We start from the raw sequence: 23,109 nt of genomic DNA, 5'->3' as shown, positions 1-23,109 counted from the left end.
AAAATGATAGTGGGGATATCTTATTGGTTACTCAAATTTTGAAAGAAGAGGGTATCCTTCCGCTATCGAGAGTAAGGAAAGAAATGGTAGAATTGGCTGGAGGAAAGGGAGCTAATCTAGGGGAGCTCCTTAGCCAGGGGATCCGCGTACCCCCTGGCTTCGTTATTACTTCAAAAGCTTACTCGTACTTCTTGGATTATAATGGTTTAAGGGATAAGATTGTTTCAATTTTGAAGGAAGAAGACTCGTCTGAAAAGGCGAGCGAGAGGATAAAACACCTGATTCTCACCTCTCAAGTTCCCCATGACCTGGAGGAAATGATATACGATTCCTTTGACGAACTTTCTAGGGCTGTGGGTAAGGAGATACTTGTAGCTGTCAGGTCCTCAGCCACTGCAGAGGATATAGAGAGCGCAAGCTTCGCTGGCCAGCAGGACACCTACCTTAATGTTAGGAGGGCAAACCTAATCAATATGGTCAAGGCAGTTTGGGCTAGTCTCTATAACGAGAGGGCCATAGAGTACAGGAAGAGTAAGGGTATTGATTCCTCCAAGGTGGAGATGGCTGTAGTTGTACAGAAAATGGTGAACTCCAGGTCCTCCGGGGTCATGTTTACGCTTAACCCTTCAAACGGTGATAGGAATTTCATTGTAATAGAGTCGTCTTGGGGACTAGGAGAGGCAGTGGTTGGAGGTAAGGTCACGCCTGATGAGGTTATTATCTCCAAACACGATCTAAAGATCCTGGACAAGAGGGTAGCCAAGAAGAACATGAAAATTGTATATAACCAGGGCAATAACGTTGAGGTTCCGCTTAATGGTGAGGAGAGTGAGAGCCCCAGTATCTCCGATGAGGAGGCCTTGGAATTAGCTAAACTGGCCCTAAAAATTGAGAGTCATTACGGGATGCCCATGGATATTGAATGGGCAATAGATGCTGACCTGAAGTTCCCCGACAATGTTTTCATAGTGCAGGCTAGGCCTGAAACCTTCTGGGCTTCTAAGGAAAAGGAGAAGGTAAAGACCACAAGCGCAACCCAACCTACCGAGAGAAAGATCCTCGTTAAGGGTCTGGCAGCCAGTCCAGGCATAGCTAGTGGAAAGGCCAGGGTTCTTATGGATGTAAAGGAATCCAAGGATTTCCAGAAGGGAGAGATCCTTGTGACGAGAATGACTGACCCTGACTGGGTTCCAGTGATGAAGATTGCTTCCGCAATAGTTACGGACGAAGGCGGGATCACTAGTCATGCAGCAATAGTTTCTAGGGAGCTTGGGATACCGGCCATTGTAGGGGCCAAGGACGCTACCAAGGTTCTAGAGACTGGTCAAGAGATCACCGTAGATGCTACAAGGGGAGTCGTGTATGAGGGCAGGATAATTGCAGAGGAGCCAAAACAGGAGCATCAGGGTACCTCAATTTCCGGATTGTCTAGGGATGTACTTCTAAGCCTCTTCCCAGTCACTGGTACTAAGATATACATGAATTTGGGCCAACCTGATGTCATTGAGAAATATCTGGACCTTCCCTTCGATGGAATTGGACTCATGAGGATAGAGTTCATCGTAAGCGAATGGATAAAGCATCATCCTCTCTACCTCATCAAAATAGGTAAACCTGAGGAGTTTGTGAATAAGCTCGCTGATGGAATTGCTAGGGTCGCTTCCGCAATATATCCTAGACCGGTGGTGGTGAGATTCTCCGATTTCAAGACCAACGAGTATAGGGGACTGATAGGAGGAGAGGAGTTTGAACCCGAGGAGAGAAACCCAATGATAGGATGGAGGGGAGTCTCGCGATATGTGAGTCAGCAGTACGAACCAGCCTTTAGACTAGAGGTTAGGGCAATTAGAAAGGCTAGGGAGGAGATGGGTCTTAAGAACGTCTGGGTTATGTTCCCCTTTGTCAGAACCACGTGGGAGTTGAACAAGGCAATAGGGATAATGGAGGACGAGGGTCTCAGGAGGACTGCCGACTTCAAGGTCTGGATAATGGCAGAGGTTCCCTCAGTTATAACCATGGCCGATGAGTTCTCCAAGATGATAGATGGGTTCAGCATAGGTAGTAACGACTTAGCTCAGCTGACTCTAGGTGTGGACAGGGACTCAGAAATCCTAGGAAGAATGGGTTACTATGACGAAAGGGATCCAGCAGTATTGAGATCGATGAAAAGATTGATCAGAATAGCCCACAAGTATGGAAGGACAGTTTCCATATGCGGGCAGGCTCCTAGCGTATACCCAGAGGTAACCGAGTTCCTGGTGAAGGAGGGAATAGATAGTGTAAGTATAAACCCAGACACCGTTATATACACAAGGAGGCTGGTGGCCAGCATAGAGCAGAAGCTCCTTCTAAGAAGGAGGTAAACCTGCACATTTTTTGCATATCCTTCTGGAACCGTTAGAATAGGCAACACACTCCTCGCAGATCAGGCTCCCGCAGGACTCGCAGTAACCTATGGAGAGGTTTTTCTTGCAGAGTTCACACATGGACATTTCGCAGATGGAGCATATCCCTTCCTTGAAATGAAGATCGCACACTGACCTCCCGCAGATACTGCACGTGTTTCTAGCTTCTCTTTCCTCACAGATTTCACATTTCAATGAATTTCTTAAACCAAAGATAGGCCTCCTCATCATCCTTAGCCTGCTTAGGTGGATGTTTGAAGTAGAACGCAGAAACCTCGTTCAGGGGGCCTCCTATTCCCCTGTCCTTGGCTAACTTCACTGCCCTTATTACATCTACCAGTACTGAGGCACAGTTAGCCTTATCGTCAACCTCTAGGGTTGCCTCCACCTTCACTGGCCTTCCAGCAAACCCAGACCCGTTAACGTAGATGTATGCCACCTTAGTGTTTCCCAGGAATGGAACGTAATCGCTGGGCCCTATCCTTATCCTTCCTTGGGTCTCTATTTCCTGCTCATTATCAAGGGTACTCGTTACGGCCTTGGTCTTGCTGATCCTCTTGGAGTGGAGCCTCTCCTCAGTCTTCATGTTGAGGAAATCCGTGTTTCCTCCTACGTTTAGCTGATATGTCTCCTCTACCTTAACCCCCCTTAATCTGAATAGCGAGGTGATGGCCCTATGAAATATGGTTGCGCCAACTTGTCCCTTCACGTCGTCACCAGCAATGGGTAATCCAAGCTCTCTGAACCTCCTTGGGAATTCACCTGTGGGGTCACTCGCTATGAAGACGGGGATAGCGTTAACAAACCCTATTCTGGCCTCAAGTGATGCCCTCGCATATGCCCTCGAGGCCATCTCGCTACCCACTGGCAACATGTTGACGAGCAGATCTGCTCCACTACTTTTCAGTTCATCCACAACGGACTCAATCTTCCCCTCGCTTGAGGGATTAAACACGTTCATCATGTGTGGGGCAACGCCATCCAATACAGGACCTGGAGAGACCTCAACTCCCAACTTGTCCATCTCAACTATTCTAGGAGTTATGTTAGGCTTCTCAAATATCGCCTCAGCCACATCTTTTCCTATCTTGTTGACTGAGACATCAAAGGCAGCTACTACCTTGATGTCAGTTACCTTGTAACCGCCTATGATGGGTGTAATCAATCCATCAAAGTAATTCTCGCCCATTTTCCTGTAGTATTCTATTCCTTGCACAAGCATGGATGCACAATTTCCAAGGCCAGCGATTGCTATCTTGATCATTGGCTTTTTAGGTTTGTTAGGCAGTTAAAAATATAGTGATGAAAGGGATTTAGCCGAGTAGTGAGGAAGTGGAGCGACTCTGAGGTGATATAGTGGGCTTAGCAAGGCTTCACGCAATAGTAGAGGGAGAAGTGCAAGGGGTAGGCTTCAGGAGGTATGTGCAAATTCACGCAGTTAGGCTTGGGCTAAAGGGCTATGCGAAGAACCTGCCAGACGGAACAGTTGAGGTTGTGGCCGAGGGTTATGAGGAATCCATTCAGCAATTTCTAAACTATTTGTGGAAAGGACCACCTCTGGCTCTTGTAACTAAGGTGACGCATAAACTCGAGAGCTATAAGGGTGAGTTTACTTCCTTCGACACGTATTAGCCGGAAATCCTATACATTTAAAAAGGACAAAATTATTTAATACGCGGTGTTCTTGTTGCACCAATGGCAAATAGTGAGGAAATAATACCAAGCTATTGGTATAACATAATACCCGATTTACCCAAACCTTTACCTCCTCCTAGGGATCCCCCAGACGCGGAGTTCTCTAGGATTGACCTTTTGAGAAAAATAATGCCCAGTGAGGTTCTAAGACAGCAGTTTACAGTGGAGAGGTTTGTTCCAATTCCTAAAGAAGTAAGGGAGGCTTACATCAATATAGGCAGACCTACGCCTTTAGTCAGAGCTAGAAGGCTTGAGGAATTCCTGAACACTCCGGCTAAAATATATTTCAAGTATGAAGGGGCAACTCCCACTGGTTCCCATAAGATAAACACAGCCCTACCGCAGGCTTACTTTTCCATGAAGGAGGGAGTGGACCACCTGGTCACTGAGACTGGGGCTGGCCAATGGGGAACAGCTGTAGCTCTATCTGCGAGAATGTATGGACTAAATTCCACCATTTTCATGGTAAAGGTGAGTTACGAACAGAAACCGCAAAGGAGAACCATCATGCAATTGTATGGCGCACGAGTTTTCGCCAGCCCTACCTCGCATACCGAGTACGGCAAGAAGGTTCTAAACGAGAACCCGAATCATCCAGGTTCCCTCGGAATAGCCATGAGCGAGGCAATAGAGTACGCTCTCTCCAACGGCTATAAGTATCTCGTCGGGAGCGTGTTAGATGTTGTGGTGTTACATCAAAGCGTAATAGGGCTTGAGGCTATGAAGCAGTTGCAGGAACTAGACGAGGAACCAGACGTGTTAGTGGGCTGTGTGGGAGGAGGGAGTAACTTTGGAGGCTTTACCTTCCCGTTCATCGGGTCCAAGAAGGGATCGAAGTACATTGCAGTTGGATCTTACGAGATACCAAAGTTCAGTAAGGGGGCCTATAACTACGATTTCCCAGACAGTGCTGGGCTGTTACCCCTTGTCAAGATGATTACCCTAGGAAGGGATTACGTACCTCCACCAATATATTCGGGTGGGCTCAGATATCACGGGGCCGCGCCCTCCCTAAGTATGTTGATCAAGGAAGGGATAGTGGATTGGAGGGAGTACAATGAGAAGGAGATATTCGAAGCAGCTCAAATATTCCTTCAAACCCAAGGAATAGTTCCAGCACCAGAATCCTCTCATGCAATTAGGGCAGTGATAGAGGAGGCACGCGAGGCCAAGATCAAGAACGAGAAAAAGGTGATCGTATTCAACCTGAGTGGTCATGGATTACTGGATCTACCTAACTACGAGTCTATGATGAAGAGGATTGGTCAAGATTGAAGATGTTGGTATCCTATGCAACGTTAGGTTACCCCAACAAGGAGGATTATCTGAGGCTAGTGAAGGGACTAGTGGAAGCGGGATCGGATATCCTTGAAATTGGTCTCCTTCCCAAATACGCTAAATATGACGGACCTGTAATAAGGAGGAGTTACAAACAGGTTTCTACGTGGTTGACTGATTTCTGGTCACTTCTTGAGGAGACCAGGAGAGCAGTGGATGTTCCTCTAGTGATTCTAACCTACCTAGAGGACTGGGTGACATCTCTTCCCGATACTCTCGCCAGAATGAAAGATGTGGGAATTAACGGCGTGCTATTTCCGGATCTTCTCATAGACTTCATTGACGAGTACGAAAAATACGTTAATGAGATAAAGAGCCATGGGCTGAATGCAGTAATTTTTACCTCTCCCTCAGTTCCCGATCCCCTGATACACAAGGTATCCAAGATCTCAGATATGTTCCTCTACTACGGCGTTAGACCCACCACTGGAGTTCCCCTACCCGTCAGTGTAGATTCCCTCATAACTAGGGTGAGGACCCTGGTTAACAACAAGTTGGTGGTGGGATTCGGCCTTTCTGATATAGAGGATATGAAGAAGGCCCTTAGAGCTGGGGCAGATGGAGTGGCCATAGGCACGGTTTACATTGAGGAGATAGAGAGGAATGGAGTGGAATCCGCGATTTCATTAGCGAGGAAGTTCAGGGGGATATTGGATGGATCCTAAGGAGGTCCTCAAGAGATTAACCGAAGGCGTATCCTTGTCTCAAGAGGAGGCAAAGGAATTAGCCGATTTAATCATGGAGGGATCAATACCAGAACCTTTGGTTGCTGGTATCTTAGTTGCACTAAAGATGAAAGGAGAGACCCCAGACGAAATAATAGGATTTGTCAATTCCATGAGGCAACATGCGCTAAAACTGGACTTGAGGAACACCCTCGACACGGCTGGCACGGGAGGAGACGGTATAGGAACAATTAACGTTAGCACGGCTACTGCTCTGGCCGTTAGCTCTGTCTTTCCTGTGGCGAAACATGGTAATAGGGCTGCAAGTAGTAGAAGCGGAAGCGCGGACTTCCTTGAATCCCTTGGGTACAATATCCAAGTTCCTCCAGAGAAGGCCAAGGATCTACTTTCGCGGAACAATTTCGTGTTTCTCTTTGCACAGCTATATCATCCTTCCATGAAGAACGTTGCACCTGTAAGGAAGGTCCTAGGAGTTAGAACTATCTTCAATCTCCTGGGCCCTCTCACCAACCCAGCAGGATCCGAGAGGCAGGTCATGGGAGTATACTCTCTGCCTTTCATGAGAAAGCTAGCTGAAGCAGCACTTAAGCTAGGTTACGTCAAGCTTGTACTTGTTCACGGGGAGCCTGGACTGGATGAGGTCAGCCCTCAAGGGAAGACATATATCACAGAGGTAACGGGGAGTAAGGTTGAGGAATATACCTATGATTTCTCTGAAATTATAGGTCAACCAGTTCCTGTTTCCAGATTGACGACCACAGATCCTCTCGACTCCGTGAGAAGAGTTCTGATGGCGTCCATGGGGAGGGATGAGGCCGTAGAGAAGTTCATTAGAATAAACGTGAGCGTCGCACTTTACACTGCGGGACTTGTTTCTGATTTTAAGGATGGATTTGAATTATCAGAGGAACTTGTAAGAAAGTTGCCAGATCGAATTGAGACTTTGGTAAGGGACAATGGAGATCCTAGTAAGATCAAGGCCATAAAGGGATCCCTATGACCAAGGTGAAGATTTGCGGAATAGCTACACTGGATGATGCTGTGGACATATCTAGGCTAGGAGTTGATATGCTAGGTTTCCTTGAGGACCCAGTGAGCCCTAGGTACGTTAAGCCCGATTTCTTGAGGATTGTGAGAGATAATGTTTCTGCCCCCCTTGTTTCGGTGAATGTTTTACGTCCGCTTCTCGTTGCCCTTAAGAACCCATTCGCCGATATAGTTCAGATACATAGCGTCTTGAAGGAGGAAGAACTGGAACTACTTAGATCGTACTCTAGGAAGTTCATTCTCTATGTACCTTCGTCGGAGAGATACTTGGATTACCTAAGGAGGGTCCTAGACATCACCAACATGGTTCTGCTAGACTTGGAGAGGAAGGGAGATAAACCTAACTTTGGTTTCTTGACAAAGGTTCTAAGGGACTACCCAGGACTAGGCGTTGGAGGAGGTATCTCCCCTGATAACGTTCACGATTTCCTGAAACTTGAGCCTGGTTGGTTGGACGTATCCCGGGGAGTTGAGGACTATCCGGGGAAGAAGAATCTGGGTAAGGTAAGAAAGATTTTGGAGGCGATTAGATGAAGACCTACCCTATCACGGCATTTGCTCAGCCCTATGAGGTTTATCAGTGCATTGAGAGAGATCAGGAGATTGCTGCTCTCATGGAGAGTGTAGAGGGCTCTCAAAACACCGCCAGATATAGCGTAATTGCCTGGGGGGTTAAGAGGAAGGTACAGGTGAATAGGGGAGATGACCTGGAGGAATCGATACTGAACGCTCTAAGAGGTGTAGAGGAGGGCGAGCTTAGGTTTTCAGGTGGTCTTCTAGGTTACATATCGTACGACGCGGTGAGAAGATGGGAAACAGTTAGGGACTTGAAGCCTGCAATAGAGGATTGGCCAGACGCCGAGTTCTTCCTTCCAGAGAACGTTTTGGTCTTCGATCATGCACTGGGAAAGGTGTTTGTGGAGGGAGATATACCATCAATAGCTGGATGTTTTGAACAGGGGGAATTCAAGGTGACTCCCCATGACGAGTCGATGACTAAACAAGAGTATGAGTCAGGGGTTAACTCGATACTAGAATACATCAAGTCAGGATACGCATTTCAGGTTGTCCTCTCCAGGTTCTATAGATACGCTGTCCAGGGTGACCCAATGAGACTTTACAGAAACTTGCGAAAGATTAATCCATCTCCCTACATGTTTTACATTAAATTTGGGGAGAGGAAACTCATTGGATCCAGTCCGGAGCTTCTATTCTCAGTTCAAAGGGGGATCGCTGAAACTTTCCCGATCGCGGGCACTAGACCTAGGGGAAAGACCAGTGAAGAGGATTTTGAACTGGAACAGGAACTTCTATCCTCTGAGAAGGAGATGGCCGAGCACCTAATGCTTGTGGATTTGGCCAGAAACGACATAGGAAAGTCCTGTGTACCAGGAACTGTGAAGGTCCCAGAATTTGCCTACGTTGAGAAGTACAGCCACGTACAACACATTGTTAGTAGAGTGGTGGGAACCCTGAGGAAGGATGCAAATTCCTTGGATGTTCTAAAGTCCATGTTCCCTGCCGGTACAGTCAGCGGTGCTCCAAAGCCCATGGCAATGAACATAATAGAGTTGCTAGAGCCTTACAAGAGGGGTCCCTATGCTGGTGCAGTGGGTTTCATCTCAAGGAATTCAGCGGAGTTTGCAATCACCATCAGAACCGCAATGATTAACAGGGATATTCTTCGCATACAAGCTGGAGCTGGGATAGTCTACGATTCAGTTCCTGAGCAGGAGTACTATGAAACTGAGCATAAAATGAGAGCCCTTAAGGTGGCACTTGGGGTGAGCTAATGGACATAACCCTGATAATAGACAATTACGACAGTTTCGTTTACAACATTGCGCAGAGCATAGGCGAACTTGGAAGCTATCCCCTAGTGGTTAGAAACGACGAGATATCTGTGAAAGGCGTGGAGAGATTAAGGCCTGATAGAATAGTGATATCGCCAGGGCCAGGATCCCCAGAGAAAGCTGAAGATGTAGGGATAGTTCCTGAGGTTATAAGGATCCTGGGAAAGAGAATCCCAATCCTGGGTGTCTGCTTAGGGCATCAGGCCATAGGCTATACGTTCGGTGCTAGGATCAGGAGGGCAAGGGTAATATATCACGGGAAACTGAGTACAGTGATTAGGACTGGCGATAGTCCCCTATACACCGGCTTACCGACAGAGTTCAAGGCAACCAGGTATCACAGCCTAGTTGTGGACAATGTGAGCTCTCCTCTTATGGTGGACTCCGTTTCCAAGGAGGACGGAGAGATAATGGGTCTACATCACGCAGAGTACAGGATTTACGGGGTTCAGTTTCATCCTGAGAGCGTGGGAACTACGCTCGGACAAAAAATATTTTACAACTTCCTCAACAGAATCTGATAATGCCGAGATATCTTGAAGGATGGATCAAGGATGTGGTTGAAAATGCTAAGAGGAGGCCTTACGTTTCCAGGAGCAGAGAGAAACCGGTTCTACAGATAATTCCAAGAATAAGGGCAGTAAAGGGCGCGGGGCTAAATCCTGTCATTGCTGAGTATAAGAGGAAATCGCCCTCAGGATTTTCCGAGGACAGGGATCCAATATCCTATGCGAAGTCAATGGAGCAAGGAGGTGCCGTTGCGATCAGCGTGATTACCGAGAACACCGTGTTCGGAGGCTCTTACGAGTACCTGGAGAGGATAGCGAGGAACGTCAAGATTCCGTTACTCATGAAGGATTTCGTAGTCAGTGAGAACCAAGTGGATACTGCATATGACCTTGGAGCCGATTTTGTTCTACTAATTGTCAGAATTCTCACGGAAAGGGAACTCTCGGGCCTTCTAGAATACGTGAGATCTTACGGGATGGAGGCCTTAGTCGAGGTTCATGATAGGGAGGACCTCGATATAGCTTTAAGGTCTGGCGCAAGCCTCATAGGTGTTAACTCAAGGGATCTCTTCTCTCTCACAATTCAGAAGGAGATGGCCATGAAGCTACTGGAACAGATACCTTCCACAGTTACCAAGGTGGCCGAGAGCGGGATAGAGTCCGCCGAAGAGATCAGGCTCTTGAGGGAGAAGGGAGCGGACGCCTTTCTCATAGGATCCAGTCTAATGCGCAATCCAGATAAGATTAAAGAGTTTGTTCAAGGGTAATAAAAGGGGAAAAATGGAAAATTTCGCTGGTTCGCTTTCAAGATTAACTGGAGAGTCAACCCTCCTTTATCAGGAAATAGCCAGAAACGTGGAGAGGACCAAGGGAATAAAGACCATCAACTTCGGCATAGGCCAACCTGATCTACCAACTCCTCAGAGAATAAGGGAAGAGGCTAAACTGGCACTGGATAAGGGTTTCACCGCATACACCCCAGCACTGGGGTTAGACGAGTTAAGATCCAAGATAGCGGAATTTCTTACCCAGAGATACGGGGATCAAATAAGGAAGGAAGAGGTAGCTGTTACGCCTGGGGCTAAGACTGCACTCTTCCTGGCATTTCTCATGTATGTTAACCCTGGCGATGAGGTAATCCTATTCGATCCTTCCTTCTACTCCTATGCAGAAGTGGTTAACCTCCTAGGGGGAAAACCAGTTTATGTCCCTCTCAGCTTTGACGAGAACTCGGGTTTCAGTGTCGACATGGATGAGTTAGTTTCCAAGATCACTCCCAGAACCAAGATGATAGTTTATAATAACCCTCATAACCCGACTGGAATGAACTTCAACGATAAACTTGCGAGGGAACTAGTTGAGATAGCTAGGGAGAAGAGGTTAATCCTTCTTTCAGACGAAATTTACGACTACTTCGTCTATGACGGCGGTTTCAGGAGCGTGCTTCAGGAAGCGTGGAGAGATAACGTGATTTACATAAACGGGTTCAGCAAGACCTTCAGCATGACAGGTTGGAGACTGGGATATATTGTTGCCAAAAGGGAGGTCATTAACAAGGTTGGCATATTAGCGTCCAATATATACACATGTCCCACTAGCTTTGCCCAAAGGGGTGCATTAGCCTCCTTTGATACCTTCGACGAGGTGAGACGCATGATAGACCTGTTTAAGAGAAGGAGAGACGTTATGTTCTCGGAGCTTAAGTCCCTCAAGGGAATTAGGGTTTACAAGTCGTCTGGGGCATTCTACATGTTTCCAGACGTTAGCGAAATCCTGAAGACGACTGGAATGGATTCAAAGGCCTTAGCGGTGAAAATAATTGAGGAGGGGGGTGTGGTAACTATCCCAGGTGAGGTGTTTCCAGAAAAGGTTGGGAGAAACTTCCTGAGATTGAGCTTTGCCCTAGATGAGGAGAAAATTAAAGAGGGCGTGTCAAGGATGAAAATGGCACTGGAGAAACTCACAGGTTGATGAAAAAGTTACGGGTGATCGATGATCAAAACTCCCATGGTCTGAATTAGGTGGGAGATATCTTCACGTCGAGTTGGTCCGCCTCACGGTAGGCGATCTCAGTTATTTTCAGCGTTTTCTTCAGGTCGTCTTCGACCTTCATTACATCCTCTACGAACTGCTTAGGTCCCTGTAGTTCCACCCTAATTTGGGAGTTCATGGACATTCTCATTTTTACCTTGTTGGTTCTCACCAGCGAGTTGAATTTCTTGACAGAGTCCCCCATTCTCACAACTTCCTCCGCTATCTTGATATCTTCAGTTGACGGTAAGGTCTCCAGAAGGACGCTCTGCTTCTCACCGAAGATAAGGGAATAGATTTCCTCTGTTATGTGGGGGGCAATTGGGTGTAGTAAGATAATTAGATCCTTGAGTATTCTCCCCAAGGTATAGGTGGCAGATCTATCATCGCTGAACAATCTATGCTTGATAAGCTCAAGGTATTCATCTGCTATGGTCTCCCAGAAGTACTCATAAAGCATGGAAAGGATCACGAAGAAGTCCTGGTTCTCATAGGCTTGGATAGCCTTCTCCACAAATTCCTTGTGTTTAGCCAGTATCCATTGGTCAATTGGATGCAACACCTCAGGCTTCTCCAATTTCCTACCGTGTATGAACGGATATGCTAGCCTGCTCGCGTTCCATAACTTCTGAAGGAGTAGTTTCTTCCCCTTTACCGTATCCCACTTGAAGGGGAAATCGTCGCCTATTGAGGCGTCCAGCAGGGTCATCCTAATGGCATCAGCTCCAAACTCATCTATTCTGTCCATTGGAGATACGTTGTTACCCTTACTCTTGCTCATCCTCGTCCCATCTGGACCTAGAACTTGTCCGTGAACTATTACTCTCTTGAATGGTACATTCCCTGCCAGCATCAGGGTTCTAAAGAAGGTATAGAATAGCCAGGTTCTAATTATATCAGTACCCTGAAGTCTCACATCGGCCGGAAAGGTCTTGCTAAACCTCAACTTATTCTCATAGAACCCAGAGAGGTATAGTACAGTCACACTTGAGTCTACCCACACATCAGCCACATGAGTAAGTGGTTTTAGGGGAAGTCCGCAATGCGGGCACTTTTCCACAGGCGGGTTACTCTTGGTGGGATCCACAGGTAAAGACGATATGTCGGCCGGAACTAGGTGAAGGTTATCGCAATACCAGAAGGGTAAGGGGGTCCCGTAAAGCCTTTGTCTGCTTATGTTCCAGTCCCACTCAATGTTATTTATCCACTCCTCAAGTTTGCTTGCCATTCTCTGTGGCTTAAAGTTCATTTTCTTATACTCCTCAAGGAGTTTTCCTTTGTAGGGAACAACATCTATGTATACCTGTTCCTTCACCAGGAACTCTATTGGCGAGAGGCAGTCGCTTCTCTCGGTGTGAGAGAGCACGTTGTGTTTTATGCTTTCAATTTTCCTAACGTATCCCCTCTCCTTTAATAGTTCGACAATCTTCTTCTTAGCCTCTTCTACTTTCAATCCGTCTAGGAAACCAGTCCCCTTTATTCTACCTCTCTCATCCACGAGTTCCGTGACGGGAAGGTTATACTTTAGTTGCCACCTTATGTCCTGGGGGTCACCGTAGGTGCTTATCATCACTGCCCCGGTTCCGAAGTCCTTTTCCACGTCTGGATCAGCTATTATCTGAACTTCCTTTCCAAAGATCGGAAGAATTACCTTCTTTCCCACGAGGTGCTTGTAACGTTCATCCTGAGGATTTACTGCAACAGCCTGAGTGGCCCCTAGAAGTTCTGGACGTGTAGTGGCAATAACTATCTCCCCACCTTCTTTCAGAGGGAAGCCAATGTAAACAAGGATGCCCTGCTTCTCTAGGTATCCAACCTCGCTCTGCGCCACAGCGGTCTCACACTTTGGACACCAATACACTGGTCCCTGTTTCATCCTTATCATGCCCTTTTGATGCATCTCGATGAGGCTTCTCTGTATGACCCTCCTGTAATTGGGGTGATATGTTCTATACTCAAACTGCTCCCAGTTGGGCCTATATCCCAGTCTAATCATGGCAGACTTCATTTTTCCTATCATGTCCTCGGTCCATTCCACGCACTTCTTTAGGAAGAGGTCCCTGTTCTCCTTGGGTATCCCGAGCTTGTACTGAACCTTGAGCTCGGTTGGTAATCCTTGGGTATCCCACCCCTGAGGGAATAGAACGTTATAACCCTGAAGCTTCTTGAACCTCGCCATTGCATCAGCTATGGTAACCCAATAGGCGTGGCCCATGTGCAGTTCTCCGCTGGTAAATGGCGGAGGGGTATCAATGAAGAAGACTGGTTTTTCAGAGTTCTCATCGAACTTGAAGATCTTTTCCCAGTACTCCTGGGTCAACCAGAGCTTCTGCCACTTTGGTTCAATATCCTTGGGATTATAATGCTTGGGCCATTCCTCCATTCTCTTTAAAATCTCATCCTGGGACAACAATAACGGATCACCGCTAACTAGAATATAAAAACGAGCTTACAAAGAACCTTTTATACTTTTCGACAATGTATAGTTGATGTTAAGGGTTGCCGTAATAGGTGGAGGAGTTGGTGGGTCTCTGATAGGTTCCCTCCTTCATGATGCCGGTCACGACGTTACCCTTTTCGACATTAAGGACAAGTACTTCAAACCTTGCGGTGATATAGTTCCCAATGTTTACAGACCTCCGTTCCCTTGGAGGGTTGAATATGAGATTAAGGACTTTGCGTTCTACCTCGATGGGGAAAGGGTTTATGACGTGAGTTATAGGAGTCCCAAGTGGTTGACGATTAACAAGAGCGAATGGATTAACTCCATGAGAGCTAAGTTAAGACAGATGGTGGGGAATGAAAAACCCAAGCTTGATAACTACGACGTAGTCCTGGATTCCAGAGGCCCCTATCCCATGGATAGGGAAGTGGTCTACACAACCAGGGTAATAATGAAGGTAGAAAATTTCAACCCTGAGGCCATCCTAGAGTTTAACACAAGACTGACGGGGTTCTATTGGATATTTCCGGCTGGAGAGGGTTTACTGAACGTTGGAGCTGGCTTCCTTGAGGACAAGAATTCAAGGAAACTCCTCTTGGAGTACTTAAGGGAAAGGTTCACCAAGTATGAGATCCTCGATATTAGAGGCGCCCCCATCTCCATAGGTAAGGTTGCCAAGAAAGAGGGCAGAATTGGGGAGGCTAGGGGGCTGGTCTTTCCCCTAAGCGGGGAAGGGATAAGGCCCTCGGCTATCTCTGCTGAGATAGCCTTCGGCGCACTGAATAAGGGAAAGCCTTTGGAGCAGGAATTGAGGAAGGGACTGTCCACAATCGAGTCCAGAATATCCATTCAATCCCTATTGCTTAACTGGTACAGAAGCTCCAATATCTCCATGAGGAGAACCATGTTGAGGCACTTCCTCAAGAGTGAAATCTTAATAGATGCATTCCTCGAGGATAAACTAGATTTTCAGGGGATCAAGGAATCTATGGAGTTGATTAAAAGTGGTGGAATTAGTACTTGAGCAATCTAAGAGTAAGTCAGGAAAACATGCTGTAAGGTCCTTGTTATTCAAATGGGATAATGAGCCAAAACAGGTTAATCCTAAGGGAACTAAGATATCCCCACTTTACAGGGACGGCGAGGCAGTGTTAGTTAACCTCAAGGAGAAGGGAATATTCATCTATGCAAGGTTCGTCAGGAACCTCAGGGGAAGAGTCAAGGGCAAGTTAGTGGTGATCAAGGATGGTGCGGTGTCCCTGGAGATGAATTATAGAAAACTTAAGCTAAAGAGAGTATCAGGTGACGCAAATCTTTACCCCTATGTTAAGGCAGTGATGGATTCACTCAAAATACCCATAAAGAGATCGAACCTAAAGTGAGGGGAAAGATTTGTTCGAAGTTCTTTTAGGAGTTCAGACTGACCCTCAGCGTATAAGGGACATCTTCAAGGATATGGTTAATGTTCTCGAGGGCATTTGCTCTCCTGTGAGGATTGGAGCGTCTTTCCTGTGTTCCCCTTCACCTTCATCCTTGATCACGGTTTATCTTGCTGAGCAGGAAATGAGACCCATGTATTTGGCATTTAGAATAAAATCCAAGGATTCGCAGGATATCGTCAATTTCTCAGAGAAGATTAACCTCAAACTCAAGGATTACGGGGTACATCCAACTCTCATTAATTCTGATTCCACTTCCCTATGAATCTCCTCCGCTGAAGGACTCGAGGAGTTCAACTCAACAACTGCGTTACATATAAACGCTACCCCGTTCACGGGACAAATCACTACCTTTCTAACTGTGCCATACTTGGTTTCGATAGAAGTATCTAAATATTCAAGTTCCTTTATTCTTCTATTGCAAGGTATGGAGAGGTCTAGAAAAACCAGCCTTTTGTCCTCATCCGTAATGAATGAAACCTTAAAATGATTCACGTAAAAATTCTCTATCATACTGCAGGTACCAGTTCAGTGTTGCAGTATGGGCATCTTCCCTTTAACCCTCTCTTATCGGCTTCACAGAAATATGCCCTATATTTTTTCTCGCACTTAGGGCATTTGTATACCACGTCTATACCAAGCCTCAAAGTTCTGTCGCATATGGAACAGTAAACCTCAAACCATCCAAGATGACCATAAGCGTTAGTTCCCTTTAACCTCAAGCTCATTTTTATCGTAAATGTATGAAATCTCTCCTGGTATAAAAGTTTCCGGGTGCGGTATACAAAGACTCATGAAGGAGAAATGGAGTCTTCACATTCACGTGGGCTCGAGATCTTCAAGCCTTAACATCTACTGGCTTTCACACGTCAAGAGCCTTATTACGTTCAGATTTTACTTTATTGAGATGTCCCGAAGGTCTTACCAACTAGTTACATGAGAAGTTTAATTACACACATTTGCTGTTGTTATTTTGAGTCAGTTTGGATGCTACTATAATTTACTATGATCCAGTGACTGTGCCAGTCTTTCCTGATGTCTCCCTTGTAGGGATTAAGTATGAGCGAGAGGAGAAGAGGTCAGTTAATTCTGTTGAAGAAATGGAGCAACTAGCTGTAGAGGGAAAAGTAGTATTGGTGAGAGCAAAGGGTACAATAGCCCTTAACATAGGTCTTAAGGTTACTTACCCTTTCAATGAGATAGTAAATGTGAAACGGGTTGGTGTTCCGCGCGAGTTTACCAATGATGGAGTAAAGGTAGAGTATAAGGAGGTCCTTGAACCCTATGGATATGTAGGCGTGAACATCAATTTCTCACCATCACTTCCGTTTATAATTGTGGAAACGGAGCAAGGTGGCAGAATAATCTCGCTCTCCTCTATACAGGACACCAAACCCGAAGTACCGAGAGAATCTAAAACCCCAGAGAAGAAGAGAAAGAAACGTGCTAAGAAAAGTCGTAAGAGACGCAAGGTTAAGAGCAAGGGTTCTAGAAAGAGTAGAGGAGTTTAGACTAAATAAAAGGGCAAGCGAAAGGGTTTGGTTTAGGGAACTGGTGCTCTGTATACTCACCGCCAATTCTAGTTTCATCGGCGCTTTCACAGCGCTTCAGTACTTGGGGGATCTCATACTATATGGGTCTATAGAGGAGATCTCCAGTGCTCTGAAAAATGCGGGCTATAGGTTTCCAAACCTTAAGGCGAGGTATATCATCGAGAGCAGATCTTACTACGGTAAACTTAGGGAGATTGGGCGAGTAGCTGACAGAGATCAGATTGAGGCAAGGGAAATTTTACTTGAAATTAAAGGACTTGGAATGAAGGAAGCGAGTCACTTTCTCAGGAACATGGGTTATCTGGACTTGGCGATAATTGACAGGCACATCCTGCGCTTTTTCTCTGACTACCTAGAGGATCAGAAGATCTCCTCGAAATCCAAGTACTTTGAACTGGAATCTGTGTTCAGGAGTATCGCGTCTGCCCTGGACCTTCCAGTGGGCGTCCTGGACCTATACGTCTGGTATCTCAAAACGGGTAAGCTAGCTAAGTAGACTGCTCATTTACTCTAGTTAGAAAAAAGTATATAAACTAGTGAATATCGATTAAAGTGACTAAACATGAATGGTGAATTAGTTACTGCGAGAGGTCAACGTGATTTTAACCAAGTTTATGTTTCTGGATGCTTCTATTTCTCTATTTCTCTTTCATCTATTTCATCATCACTCTCATCCTGTTAAATAAATTCTTTACAAGGTGAACCAGAATGGCAGACAACTTTATGGATGTTTCTCTAAATAAAGAAAATCTAGCCATATTAATAACAGATCCTATAGACGAGTATATGATCAGGACGCTGAAGACTAAAGGGCTAAAGATTAACTATCAACCTGACATAGAGAGGGAGGAGCTACTTAAGGTAGTCGAGAACTACGACGTACTTGTGGTAAGGAGCAGAACTAAGGTTGACAAGGAGGTCATAGAGAGGGGAAAGAGGCTAAAGGTTATAGCGAGGGCAGGAATCGGAGTGGATAACATAGACACGGAGGAGGCGGAAAAGAGAAAAATTAGGGTAGTATACGCTCCAGGGGCTTCCACCGATTCTGCAGCAGAGTTAACCATAGGTCTCATGCTAGCTGGAGCTCGCAACATGTTTACGTCTATGACCTTAGCGAAATCTGGAATCTACAAGAAGACTGAAGGCGTGGAGTTGAGCGGAAAAACAATTGGAATAATTGGATTCGGAAGAATAGGGTATAAGGTTGGGCTGATCGCAAGGGCAATGGGAATGAATGTTTTGGCATACGACGTAGTTGATGTTTCCAAGAGAGCTATGGAGATAGGGGCAAGAGCAGTTTCCCTTGACGAATTGGTTACCCAATCCGACGTGATTAGTATTCATGTGACTGTGGGGAAGGACGCTAAACCAATACTAACCTCCAGAGAGTTCGAAATGATGAAAAAGGGTGTTATAATAGTTAACACGAGCAGGGCAGTCGCTGTTGACGGAAAGGCCCTCCTCCACTACATAAAGGAGGGGAAGATAATGTCCTACGCTACAGATGTATTCTGGCACGAACCCCCGAAGGAAGAGTGGGAGTTGGAGTTACTTAAGCATGAGAGGGTCACCGTAACCACCCACATAGGAGCCCAGACCAAGGAGGCCCAATACAGGGTAGCTGTTATGACCACGGAAAACCTACTGAAGACCCTTCAGGAGCTCGGTGTTAAACTTTGATGTTAATTCCAGGTCCAGTAAACGTTCCTAGAAGTGTAGCCCAGAACTCCACGGTTATAGTTAATCATAGATCTGAGAAGTTCAGGGGAGTGGTAGCCCAGCTTGAGCAATTGTTGAAGGGTGCATTTTTCTCCTCTAGGGTTGCCCTACTTTCGGGATCGGGAACTCTCGCTGTGGAGTCGATGGTGTTCTCCCTTCTAAAGAGGGGAGAGAAGGTTATTGTGTTAACCTATGGAGAGTTCAGCGAGAGGTTATTGGACTCAGTGGTGAAAAGGGGAGCCTCCCCAGTTGTGTATAGGAAACCCTTTGGGGAAATATTTTCGGAAGATGAGATCAAGGAGATCCTTGACATCAATAAGGACGCCACGGCCATTGCCTTTGTTCATAATGAGACTAGCACTGGAATGGCCTTCAGGAACTTAAGGAGAGTTGTGGGATTAGCTAAGGATAGGGGGCTAAAGGTTCTCGTGGACTCCGTTTCTGGTTTCGGCGCATACGAGATAAGGGTGAACGACTGGAACATAGACGCAGTTGCAACGGGTAGCCAGAAGGCACTAGCCTCTGTACCAGGGATGGGTTTAGTGGGTTTATCAGAGGAGGGTATCCGTAACTTGCAGGATGATGCGCCGAATTATCTCAATCTAAAGCTTCACCTTAAGTTTCAGGACAGGAGAGAGACACCATTCACCCCAGCAGTAGGCGTGTTCTTTTCTACGCTAAGAGCTACGGAGCTTCTACATCAAGAAGGTGTTGAAAGGAGATGGAAGAGACATGAGGCCTGCGCTAGGTTCGTAAGGAGTATAACAAGCAAGGCAGGTTTTTCGTTGCTTGGAAATGAGAGTAACTTTTCCAACACTGTAGTAGCTGGAAGTCCCCCAATTTCTCCCAAATCCATGATAGACGAACTCGCGAAAAGGGGAATAGAGATCTCTGGGGGTATGGGTGAGCTAAAGGATAAGATTGTAAGGATAGGGACTTTAGGAATGATAGACGACAGGGCTGTGCTTAGGCTAAGATATGCATTGTCTGATATACTTAAGCTGGATTTGAACGAGGTTCCCACATCGGATTGTAAGCTTCCAGAGGTTATAGCCCAGGAAATCGATTGGGATAACTAATTTTTTATTTATTTAAAACAGGTGTTCCGTATGAGTCAAGACGAAGGCAAAGGAATTAATCCTTTGACAGAGGTTTATGTGGAGAGCTGGAGAAATAGGCTCACTTCTTACGAGAGGGCTAGAATAATAAGCGCTAGGGCACTTCAGTTGGCCATGGGCGCTTCACCTCTTATTGATGTTTCCTCGACAGGACTAGAGGGGGCAAGTTCCATTAGAATAGCCGAGGAAGAGTTTAGATCTAACCTCCTACCCATAAGTGTAAGGAGGAGGTTCCCCAATGGGAAAGTTGAGCTTATATCTGTAATGAAGATTATCTCAAAAAGTCCTAGGCCTTTAGCTGATGATGTGAGTCATGCCGAATGATCGGTGAAGACAAACCTGGGGTATCTGATTTTAACTAACCCCAGTAAGGTCAAGAAGACTCGAAAGTATCTTAAAAGAAAGTTATAATGCCTTAAACTTTTCGTGCCACGCTGCGTATGCCTTCAGCATATCTTGATTTACGCTTGGTTTTCTCACCTTTAGCACTTCTCTAAAGTCGTCCATGTTTATTGCTCTAGGCTCCTGAAGGTTCTTCTCAAACATTTCCTTTACAACCCTCATATGAGCTGACTGCACTATGTCCCTGATGTCGCTTGCAGTATATCCATCAGTTAGCTCGGCTAGTTCCTCAAGATTCACATTTGGATCTAGCTTCACCTTGGAAGAGTAGTGCTTCAATAGTTCTAGCCTATGAGCCTTATCTGGAAGGGTAATGTATATCCTCTTCTGGAATCTCCTCAAGAAGGGTTCATCCAATCTCCATGGTTTGTTAGTAGCTCCTATCACATACACCTTAGAGATCTCGTTCTTATCAGCTAGTCCGTCCATCTCCTTGAGGAATTGGTTTCTCACCCTAGCTTCTCCTCCTACCTCTGATGTGTAAGAGGCCAATAATGCGTCAAGTTCGTCAATGAAGATGATAGCTGGTTTGTTCTCCTTCTTGGAGAGCTCCCTGGCAGTCTTAAATATCTTCGCTACGTTCTTCTCTGCCTCTCCAAGCCATTTTGACATGATTGACGCAGCATCCACATGGATGAACTCAGAGTCCAGCTCGTTGGCCACTGCGGCAGCTATCATGGTTTTCCCGCATCCCGGAGGTCCGTATAGCAGTATTCCCCTTGGCCAACCTAACGGGAATAGGTCTGGTCTCTTACTGGGATAGACCACCGCTTCCTTCAGCGCCTCCTTTACATCCTCAAGTCCCACAATCTCGTTTAGCGTTACCTTGGGCTTCTCCTTCATTACTATGTCTTCTTCGGCTTTTTCAGTCTCTTCTCCCCCCTCAGGAACCATCTGGTTTAGGGTCTCTAGTCTCTTCTTGTATTCGTTAATCATCTGCTCATACGCGTTCCTCGCAACCATGTCAGGGTACAGGGTTACAATTTGGGTCAGAACTTCTATGGCCTTCTTGTAATTGTTAATGGCGTCCTCCCTTCTGCCCTCCTTATCTGCCCTGACTGCAGCGATAGCATATTTTCTAGCCATTTCCTCGAGCATTACTTGGGCACTCATCTGGACTACGCCTCCAGTGCAATCAGACCCTTTCTGGCCAAATTGTTCAGTATTCCGAGTACCTCCTCCTTATCTACGCCGTACTCGGCTGCCACTAGGGACACGTCCAGTATACCTCCACTGTTCCTGATAAGGTCCAGCAGTTCCTGCTCTCCTATCTTTCTTTTGACTATCTTGGGTTCAGATGAGGGAGGATAGGGAAGCCCTATTGCGCTGGGCGCAGAAACATCCCTTGGTGGATGAGGCAAATCTAGTTTGGGCATTTTTTCGCTGATCTTAGTCTCTGCAGTCTTCCTTGCCTCATCAAGGATTCTCCTTGCCTCATCGTCCACTGTGGGGACTAGAGTTCTATCGCTCACCGCAGTTCCTGTTTCCACCGCAATGCTGTTTACGCTACTAATAATTGAGTCCAAAGATATGGCCACTTCTGGAGCCACTCCCCTTACCTGCTCCTTTAGACTCTCCAAAGTCCTTCCCACAGGTCCAATAACCAAAGATACCCCTTGGATATCATGGATGGTTTCCAATCTAATCCTGACCTTCTCTATGGCCAGTCTGGCAGTGTAAACTATTTTCATGATTTTTCTTATCTCGGAGATTTCCTGGGCGTAGATTGTGGCCCTGGTCATCTCTCCATTCTCTTGTGATCGCACCACCTTATCGAAAAGATCTCTGTCCCTTTCCTCCAGCTTCCTCATGGTCTCATCAAGCTTGTCCTGTTGATCTTTCAATTTAATAGAAATTTCAGTTATTTTAGAAGCTAACAATCCCTGTTCATCCTTCTTTCTTGTAATGTTGAAAAGTGAGCTTAACTTCATCCTAAAGAAATAGGTTGATCACTGTGTGCTTAAGACTTTAACAGGTATTGGTGTTGGTAATTCCGTCCTGCTAAGATCGGGTTTTGCTGACGACTCTGCTCCATTAGTTAGGGACCCTGCTCCTTTTATATCTAATCCAGTATCCCTATCACTTAAGTCTAGTTTCTCCATGGTCTTTCTTATATCGTCCTTCTCTATGATATAACTCTCCTTAGCCTGCCTCAGTATCTCAATGGAGCCTTTATAGGCACTTTCAGTCAGCTCAGCAGCTATGTAGCTCATCTTAACGGCAATCATTGCCCTATCTATATGCGTGATCTGGTCCTCTACTTCGTTTAGTCTGCTCTTCAGCTTGCTCTTAATTTTGGCGTAATCCTCCCTAATTTTCACCATTTCAGAATCAAGTTTTCTTTTCATATCATCATAGGAAGATTTTGGAATTTCTTGCTTAGCGTATAATTCTTCTAGGGCCCTTTGCCTCTTCCTTATTTTTTCCATTTGCATGATGGATTTCATAGAGTCGGCCTTCCAGTCAGGTAAGATGGCCAGTACATCATTAACTAAGGATATTCTAGAAGGGTCCAACGTGGAGAAGGTATTTCCATAAGCCACCTCTATCCCAGTGACAGTTCCATCAACCTCGGTGTACACGTGGACTATGTACCCAACTTCTCTTCCATAGACATCCTTCACCTTTTGACCTATAAATTTCATTAAATTATCATACGATATAGCCATAGGTATTACTCCTCAAAAATACTGGTTACTCCAAGAATAGTTTAAAAGGCTTAGTGCCCCTCAGAGTAGGTTTTTCTTCATCCAATACGCGCTTTTAACCTTCATCACTGGTAGACGTAATTCCGGGGGGCAATTTAAATAAACTTTCCATGAACAATCTATGGTTTGATCATGACGTTACAGACGCTTGTAAACGTAACAA

General features: G+C 45.9%; 24 protein-coding genes. 18 read left to right on the top strand and 6 right to left on the bottom strand.

What is annotated here, in order from left to right; translation table 11 throughout:
- Positions 1-23: 23 nt before the first annotated feature.
- Entirely contained in the window at positions 24-2,363 is a 2,340-nt protein-coding gene (gene ppsA, locus MSED_RS08635) for a pyruvate, water dikinase (protein ID WP_012021636.1), read from the top strand.
- 226 nt (positions 2,364-2,589) lie between these two features.
- On the opposite strand, the gene MSED_RS08630 is transcribed toward ppsA, so the two are convergent.
- Entirely contained in the window at positions 2,590-3,669 is a 1,080-nt protein-coding gene (locus tag MSED_RS08630; RefSeq protein WP_012021635.1) for an inositol-3-phosphate synthase, read from the bottom strand.
- Between the two features lie 92 nt (positions 3,670-3,761).
- On the opposite strand from MSED_RS08630, the gene MSED_RS08625 reads away from it, so the two are divergent.
- The 9 genes from MSED_RS08625 (at position 3,762) to MSED_RS08585 (ending at position 11,504) form a co-directional block, all read left to right on the top strand.
- Complete coding sequence (locus MSED_RS08625) at positions 3,762-4,037, top strand: acylphosphatase (protein WP_012021634.1); 276 nt, start codon at positions 3,762-3,764, stop codon at positions 4,035-4,037.
- A gap of 63 nt (positions 4,038-4,100) precedes the next feature.
- The gene (locus MSED_RS08620) at positions 4,101-5,375 is read left to right on the top strand and encodes a TrpB-like pyridoxal phosphate-dependent enzyme (protein ID WP_012021633.1); all 1,275 of its coding nucleotides are present in this window, start codon (positions 4,101-4,103) and stop codon (positions 5,373-5,375) included.
- Between the two features lie 2 nt (positions 5,376-5,377).
- The gene (gene trpA / locus MSED_RS08615; RefSeq protein ID WP_048060342.1) at positions 5,378-6,103 is read left to right on the top strand and encodes a tryptophan synthase subunit alpha; all 726 of its coding nucleotides are present in this window, start codon (positions 5,378-5,380) and stop codon (positions 6,101-6,103) included.
- Positions 6,093-7,124: an anthranilate phosphoribosyltransferase gene (trpD, locus tag MSED_RS08610; protein ID WP_012021631.1), complete on the top strand. Its 1,032-nt coding sequence runs from the start codon at positions 6,093-6,095 to the stop codon at positions 7,122-7,124. The genes trpA and trpD overlap by 11 nt, the downstream gene beginning before the upstream one ends.
- Positions 7,121-7,705 carry a phosphoribosylanthranilate isomerase gene (locus MSED_RS08605; protein WP_012021630.1) on the top strand — a complete coding sequence of 195 codons (585 nt, stop codon included), beginning with the start codon at positions 7,121-7,123 and terminating at the stop codon, positions 7,703-7,705. Before trpD ends, MSED_RS08605 begins: the two co-directional genes overlap by 4 nt.
- On the top strand, positions 7,702-8,964 hold the full coding sequence (locus tag MSED_RS08600) for an anthranilate synthase component I (protein ID WP_012021629.1): 1,263 nt from the start codon (positions 7,702-7,704) through the stop codon (positions 8,962-8,964). The genes MSED_RS08605 and MSED_RS08600 overlap by 4 nt, the downstream gene beginning before the upstream one ends.
- Positions 8,964-9,545 carry an aminodeoxychorismate/anthranilate synthase component II gene (locus MSED_RS08595; protein ID WP_012021628.1) on the top strand — a complete coding sequence of 194 codons (582 nt, stop codon included), beginning with the start codon at positions 8,964-8,966 and terminating at the stop codon, positions 9,543-9,545. The genes MSED_RS08600 and MSED_RS08595 overlap by 1 nt, the downstream gene beginning before the upstream one ends.
- A 2-nt stretch (positions 9,546-9,547) precedes the next feature.
- Complete coding sequence (gene trpC, locus MSED_RS08590; protein ID WP_012021627.1) at positions 9,548-10,300, top strand: indole-3-glycerol phosphate synthase TrpC; 753 nt, start codon at positions 9,548-9,550, stop codon at positions 10,298-10,300.
- Positions 10,301-10,313: 13 nt separating this feature from the next.
- On the top strand, positions 10,314-11,504 hold the full coding sequence (locus MSED_RS08585) for a pyridoxal phosphate-dependent aminotransferase (protein WP_012021626.1): 1,191 nt from the start codon (positions 10,314-10,316) through the stop codon (positions 11,502-11,504).
- Positions 11,505-11,550: 46 nt separating this feature from the next.
- Here the strand turns inward: MSED_RS08585 and MSED_RS08580 are convergent, their stop codons facing one another.
- Complete coding sequence (locus tag MSED_RS08580; RefSeq protein ID WP_080512795.1) at positions 11,551-13,947, bottom strand: valine--tRNA ligase; 2,397 nt, start codon at positions 13,945-13,947, stop codon at positions 11,551-11,553.
- A gap of 106 nt (positions 13,948-14,053) precedes the next feature.
- On the opposite strand from MSED_RS08580, the gene MSED_RS08575 reads away from it, so the two are divergent.
- Genes MSED_RS08575 through MSED_RS08565 form a run of 3 tightly spaced genes read left to right on the top strand, consistent with a single transcriptional unit; the run spans position 14,054 to position 15,711 of the window.
- Positions 14,054-15,031: a geranylgeranyl reductase family protein gene (locus MSED_RS08575; protein ID WP_012021624.1), complete on the top strand. Its 978-nt coding sequence runs from the start codon at positions 14,054-14,056 to the stop codon at positions 15,029-15,031.
- Positions 15,012-15,389 (top strand): hypothetical protein, encoded by a 378-nt coding sequence (locus MSED_RS08570; protein WP_012021623.1) that lies wholly within the window; start codon positions 15,012-15,014, stop codon positions 15,387-15,389. The genes MSED_RS08575 and MSED_RS08570 overlap by 20 nt, the downstream gene beginning before the upstream one ends.
- Before the next feature lie 10 nt (positions 15,390-15,399).
- A complete protein-coding gene (locus MSED_RS08565; RefSeq protein ID WP_012021622.1) occupies positions 15,400-15,711 on the top strand; it encodes a hypothetical protein in 312 nt (103 codons plus the stop codon).
- Positions 15,712-15,955: 244 nt separating this feature from the next.
- Here MSED_RS08565 and MSED_RS08555 read toward each other — a convergent pair whose 3' ends face one another.
- Complete coding sequence (locus MSED_RS08555; RefSeq protein WP_012021620.1) at positions 15,956-16,174, bottom strand: hypothetical protein; 219 nt, start codon at positions 16,172-16,174, stop codon at positions 15,956-15,958.
- 255 nt (positions 16,175-16,429) lie between these two features.
- On the opposite strand from MSED_RS08555, the gene MSED_RS08550 reads away from it, so the two are divergent.
- From MSED_RS08550 to MSED_RS08530, 5 genes are all read left to right on the top strand, one after another.
- Positions 16,430-16,957 carry a hypothetical protein gene (locus tag MSED_RS08550; RefSeq protein WP_012021619.1) on the top strand — a complete coding sequence of 176 codons (528 nt, stop codon included), beginning with the start codon at positions 16,430-16,432 and terminating at the stop codon, positions 16,955-16,957.
- Positions 16,890-17,495 (top strand): N-glycosylase/DNA lyase, encoded by a 606-nt coding sequence (locus MSED_RS08545; RefSeq protein ID WP_012021618.1) that lies wholly within the window; start codon positions 16,890-16,892, stop codon positions 17,493-17,495. Before MSED_RS08550 ends, MSED_RS08545 begins: the two co-directional genes overlap by 68 nt.
- Positions 17,496-17,707: 212 nt before the next feature.
- Positions 17,708-18,679 carry an NAD(P)-dependent oxidoreductase gene (locus MSED_RS08540; protein WP_012021617.1) on the top strand — a complete coding sequence of 324 codons (972 nt, stop codon included), beginning with the start codon at positions 17,708-17,710 and terminating at the stop codon, positions 18,677-18,679.
- Positions 18,676-19,797, top strand: coding sequence for a pyridoxal-phosphate-dependent aminotransferase family protein (locus MSED_RS08535; RefSeq protein WP_048060126.1), 1,122 nt, complete (start codon positions 18,676-18,678; stop codon positions 19,795-19,797). Before MSED_RS08540 ends, MSED_RS08535 begins: the two co-directional genes overlap by 4 nt.
- 30 nt (positions 19,798-19,827) lie before the next feature.
- On the top strand, positions 19,828-20,160 hold the full coding sequence (locus MSED_RS08530) for a DNA-directed RNA polymerase subunit K (protein ID WP_012021615.1): 333 nt from the start codon (positions 19,828-19,830) through the stop codon (positions 20,158-20,160).
- An 81-nt stretch (positions 20,161-20,241) separates the two neighbouring features.
- On the opposite strand, the gene cdvC is transcribed toward MSED_RS08530, so the two are convergent.
- Genes cdvC through cdvA form a run of 3 tightly spaced genes read right to left on the bottom strand, consistent with a single transcriptional unit; the run spans position 20,242 to position 22,907 of the window.
- Complete coding sequence (gene cdvC, locus MSED_RS08525) at positions 20,242-21,351, bottom strand: cell division protein CdvC (RefSeq protein WP_012021614.1); 1,110 nt, start codon at positions 21,349-21,351, stop codon at positions 20,242-20,244.
- A gap of 5 nt (positions 21,352-21,356) precedes the next feature.
- Entirely contained in the window at positions 21,357-22,169 is an 813-nt protein-coding gene (gene cdvB, locus MSED_RS08520; RefSeq protein WP_012021613.1) for a cell division protein CdvB, read from the bottom strand.
- Between the two features lie 18 nt (positions 22,170-22,187).
- Complete coding sequence (cdvA, locus tag MSED_RS08515; protein WP_012021612.1) at positions 22,188-22,907, bottom strand: cell division protein CdvA; 720 nt, start codon at positions 22,905-22,907, stop codon at positions 22,188-22,190.
- Positions 22,908-23,109 lie beyond the last annotated feature (202 nt).

Source organism: Metallosphaera sedula DSM 5348, from assembly GCF_000016605.1.
GTDB lineage: Archaea > Thermoproteota > Thermoprotei_A > Sulfolobales > Sulfolobaceae > Metallosphaera > Metallosphaera sedula.
The sequence above is the reverse complement of the archived record's forward strand: the minus strand, read 5'-3'. Positions and strand labels throughout refer to the sequence as shown.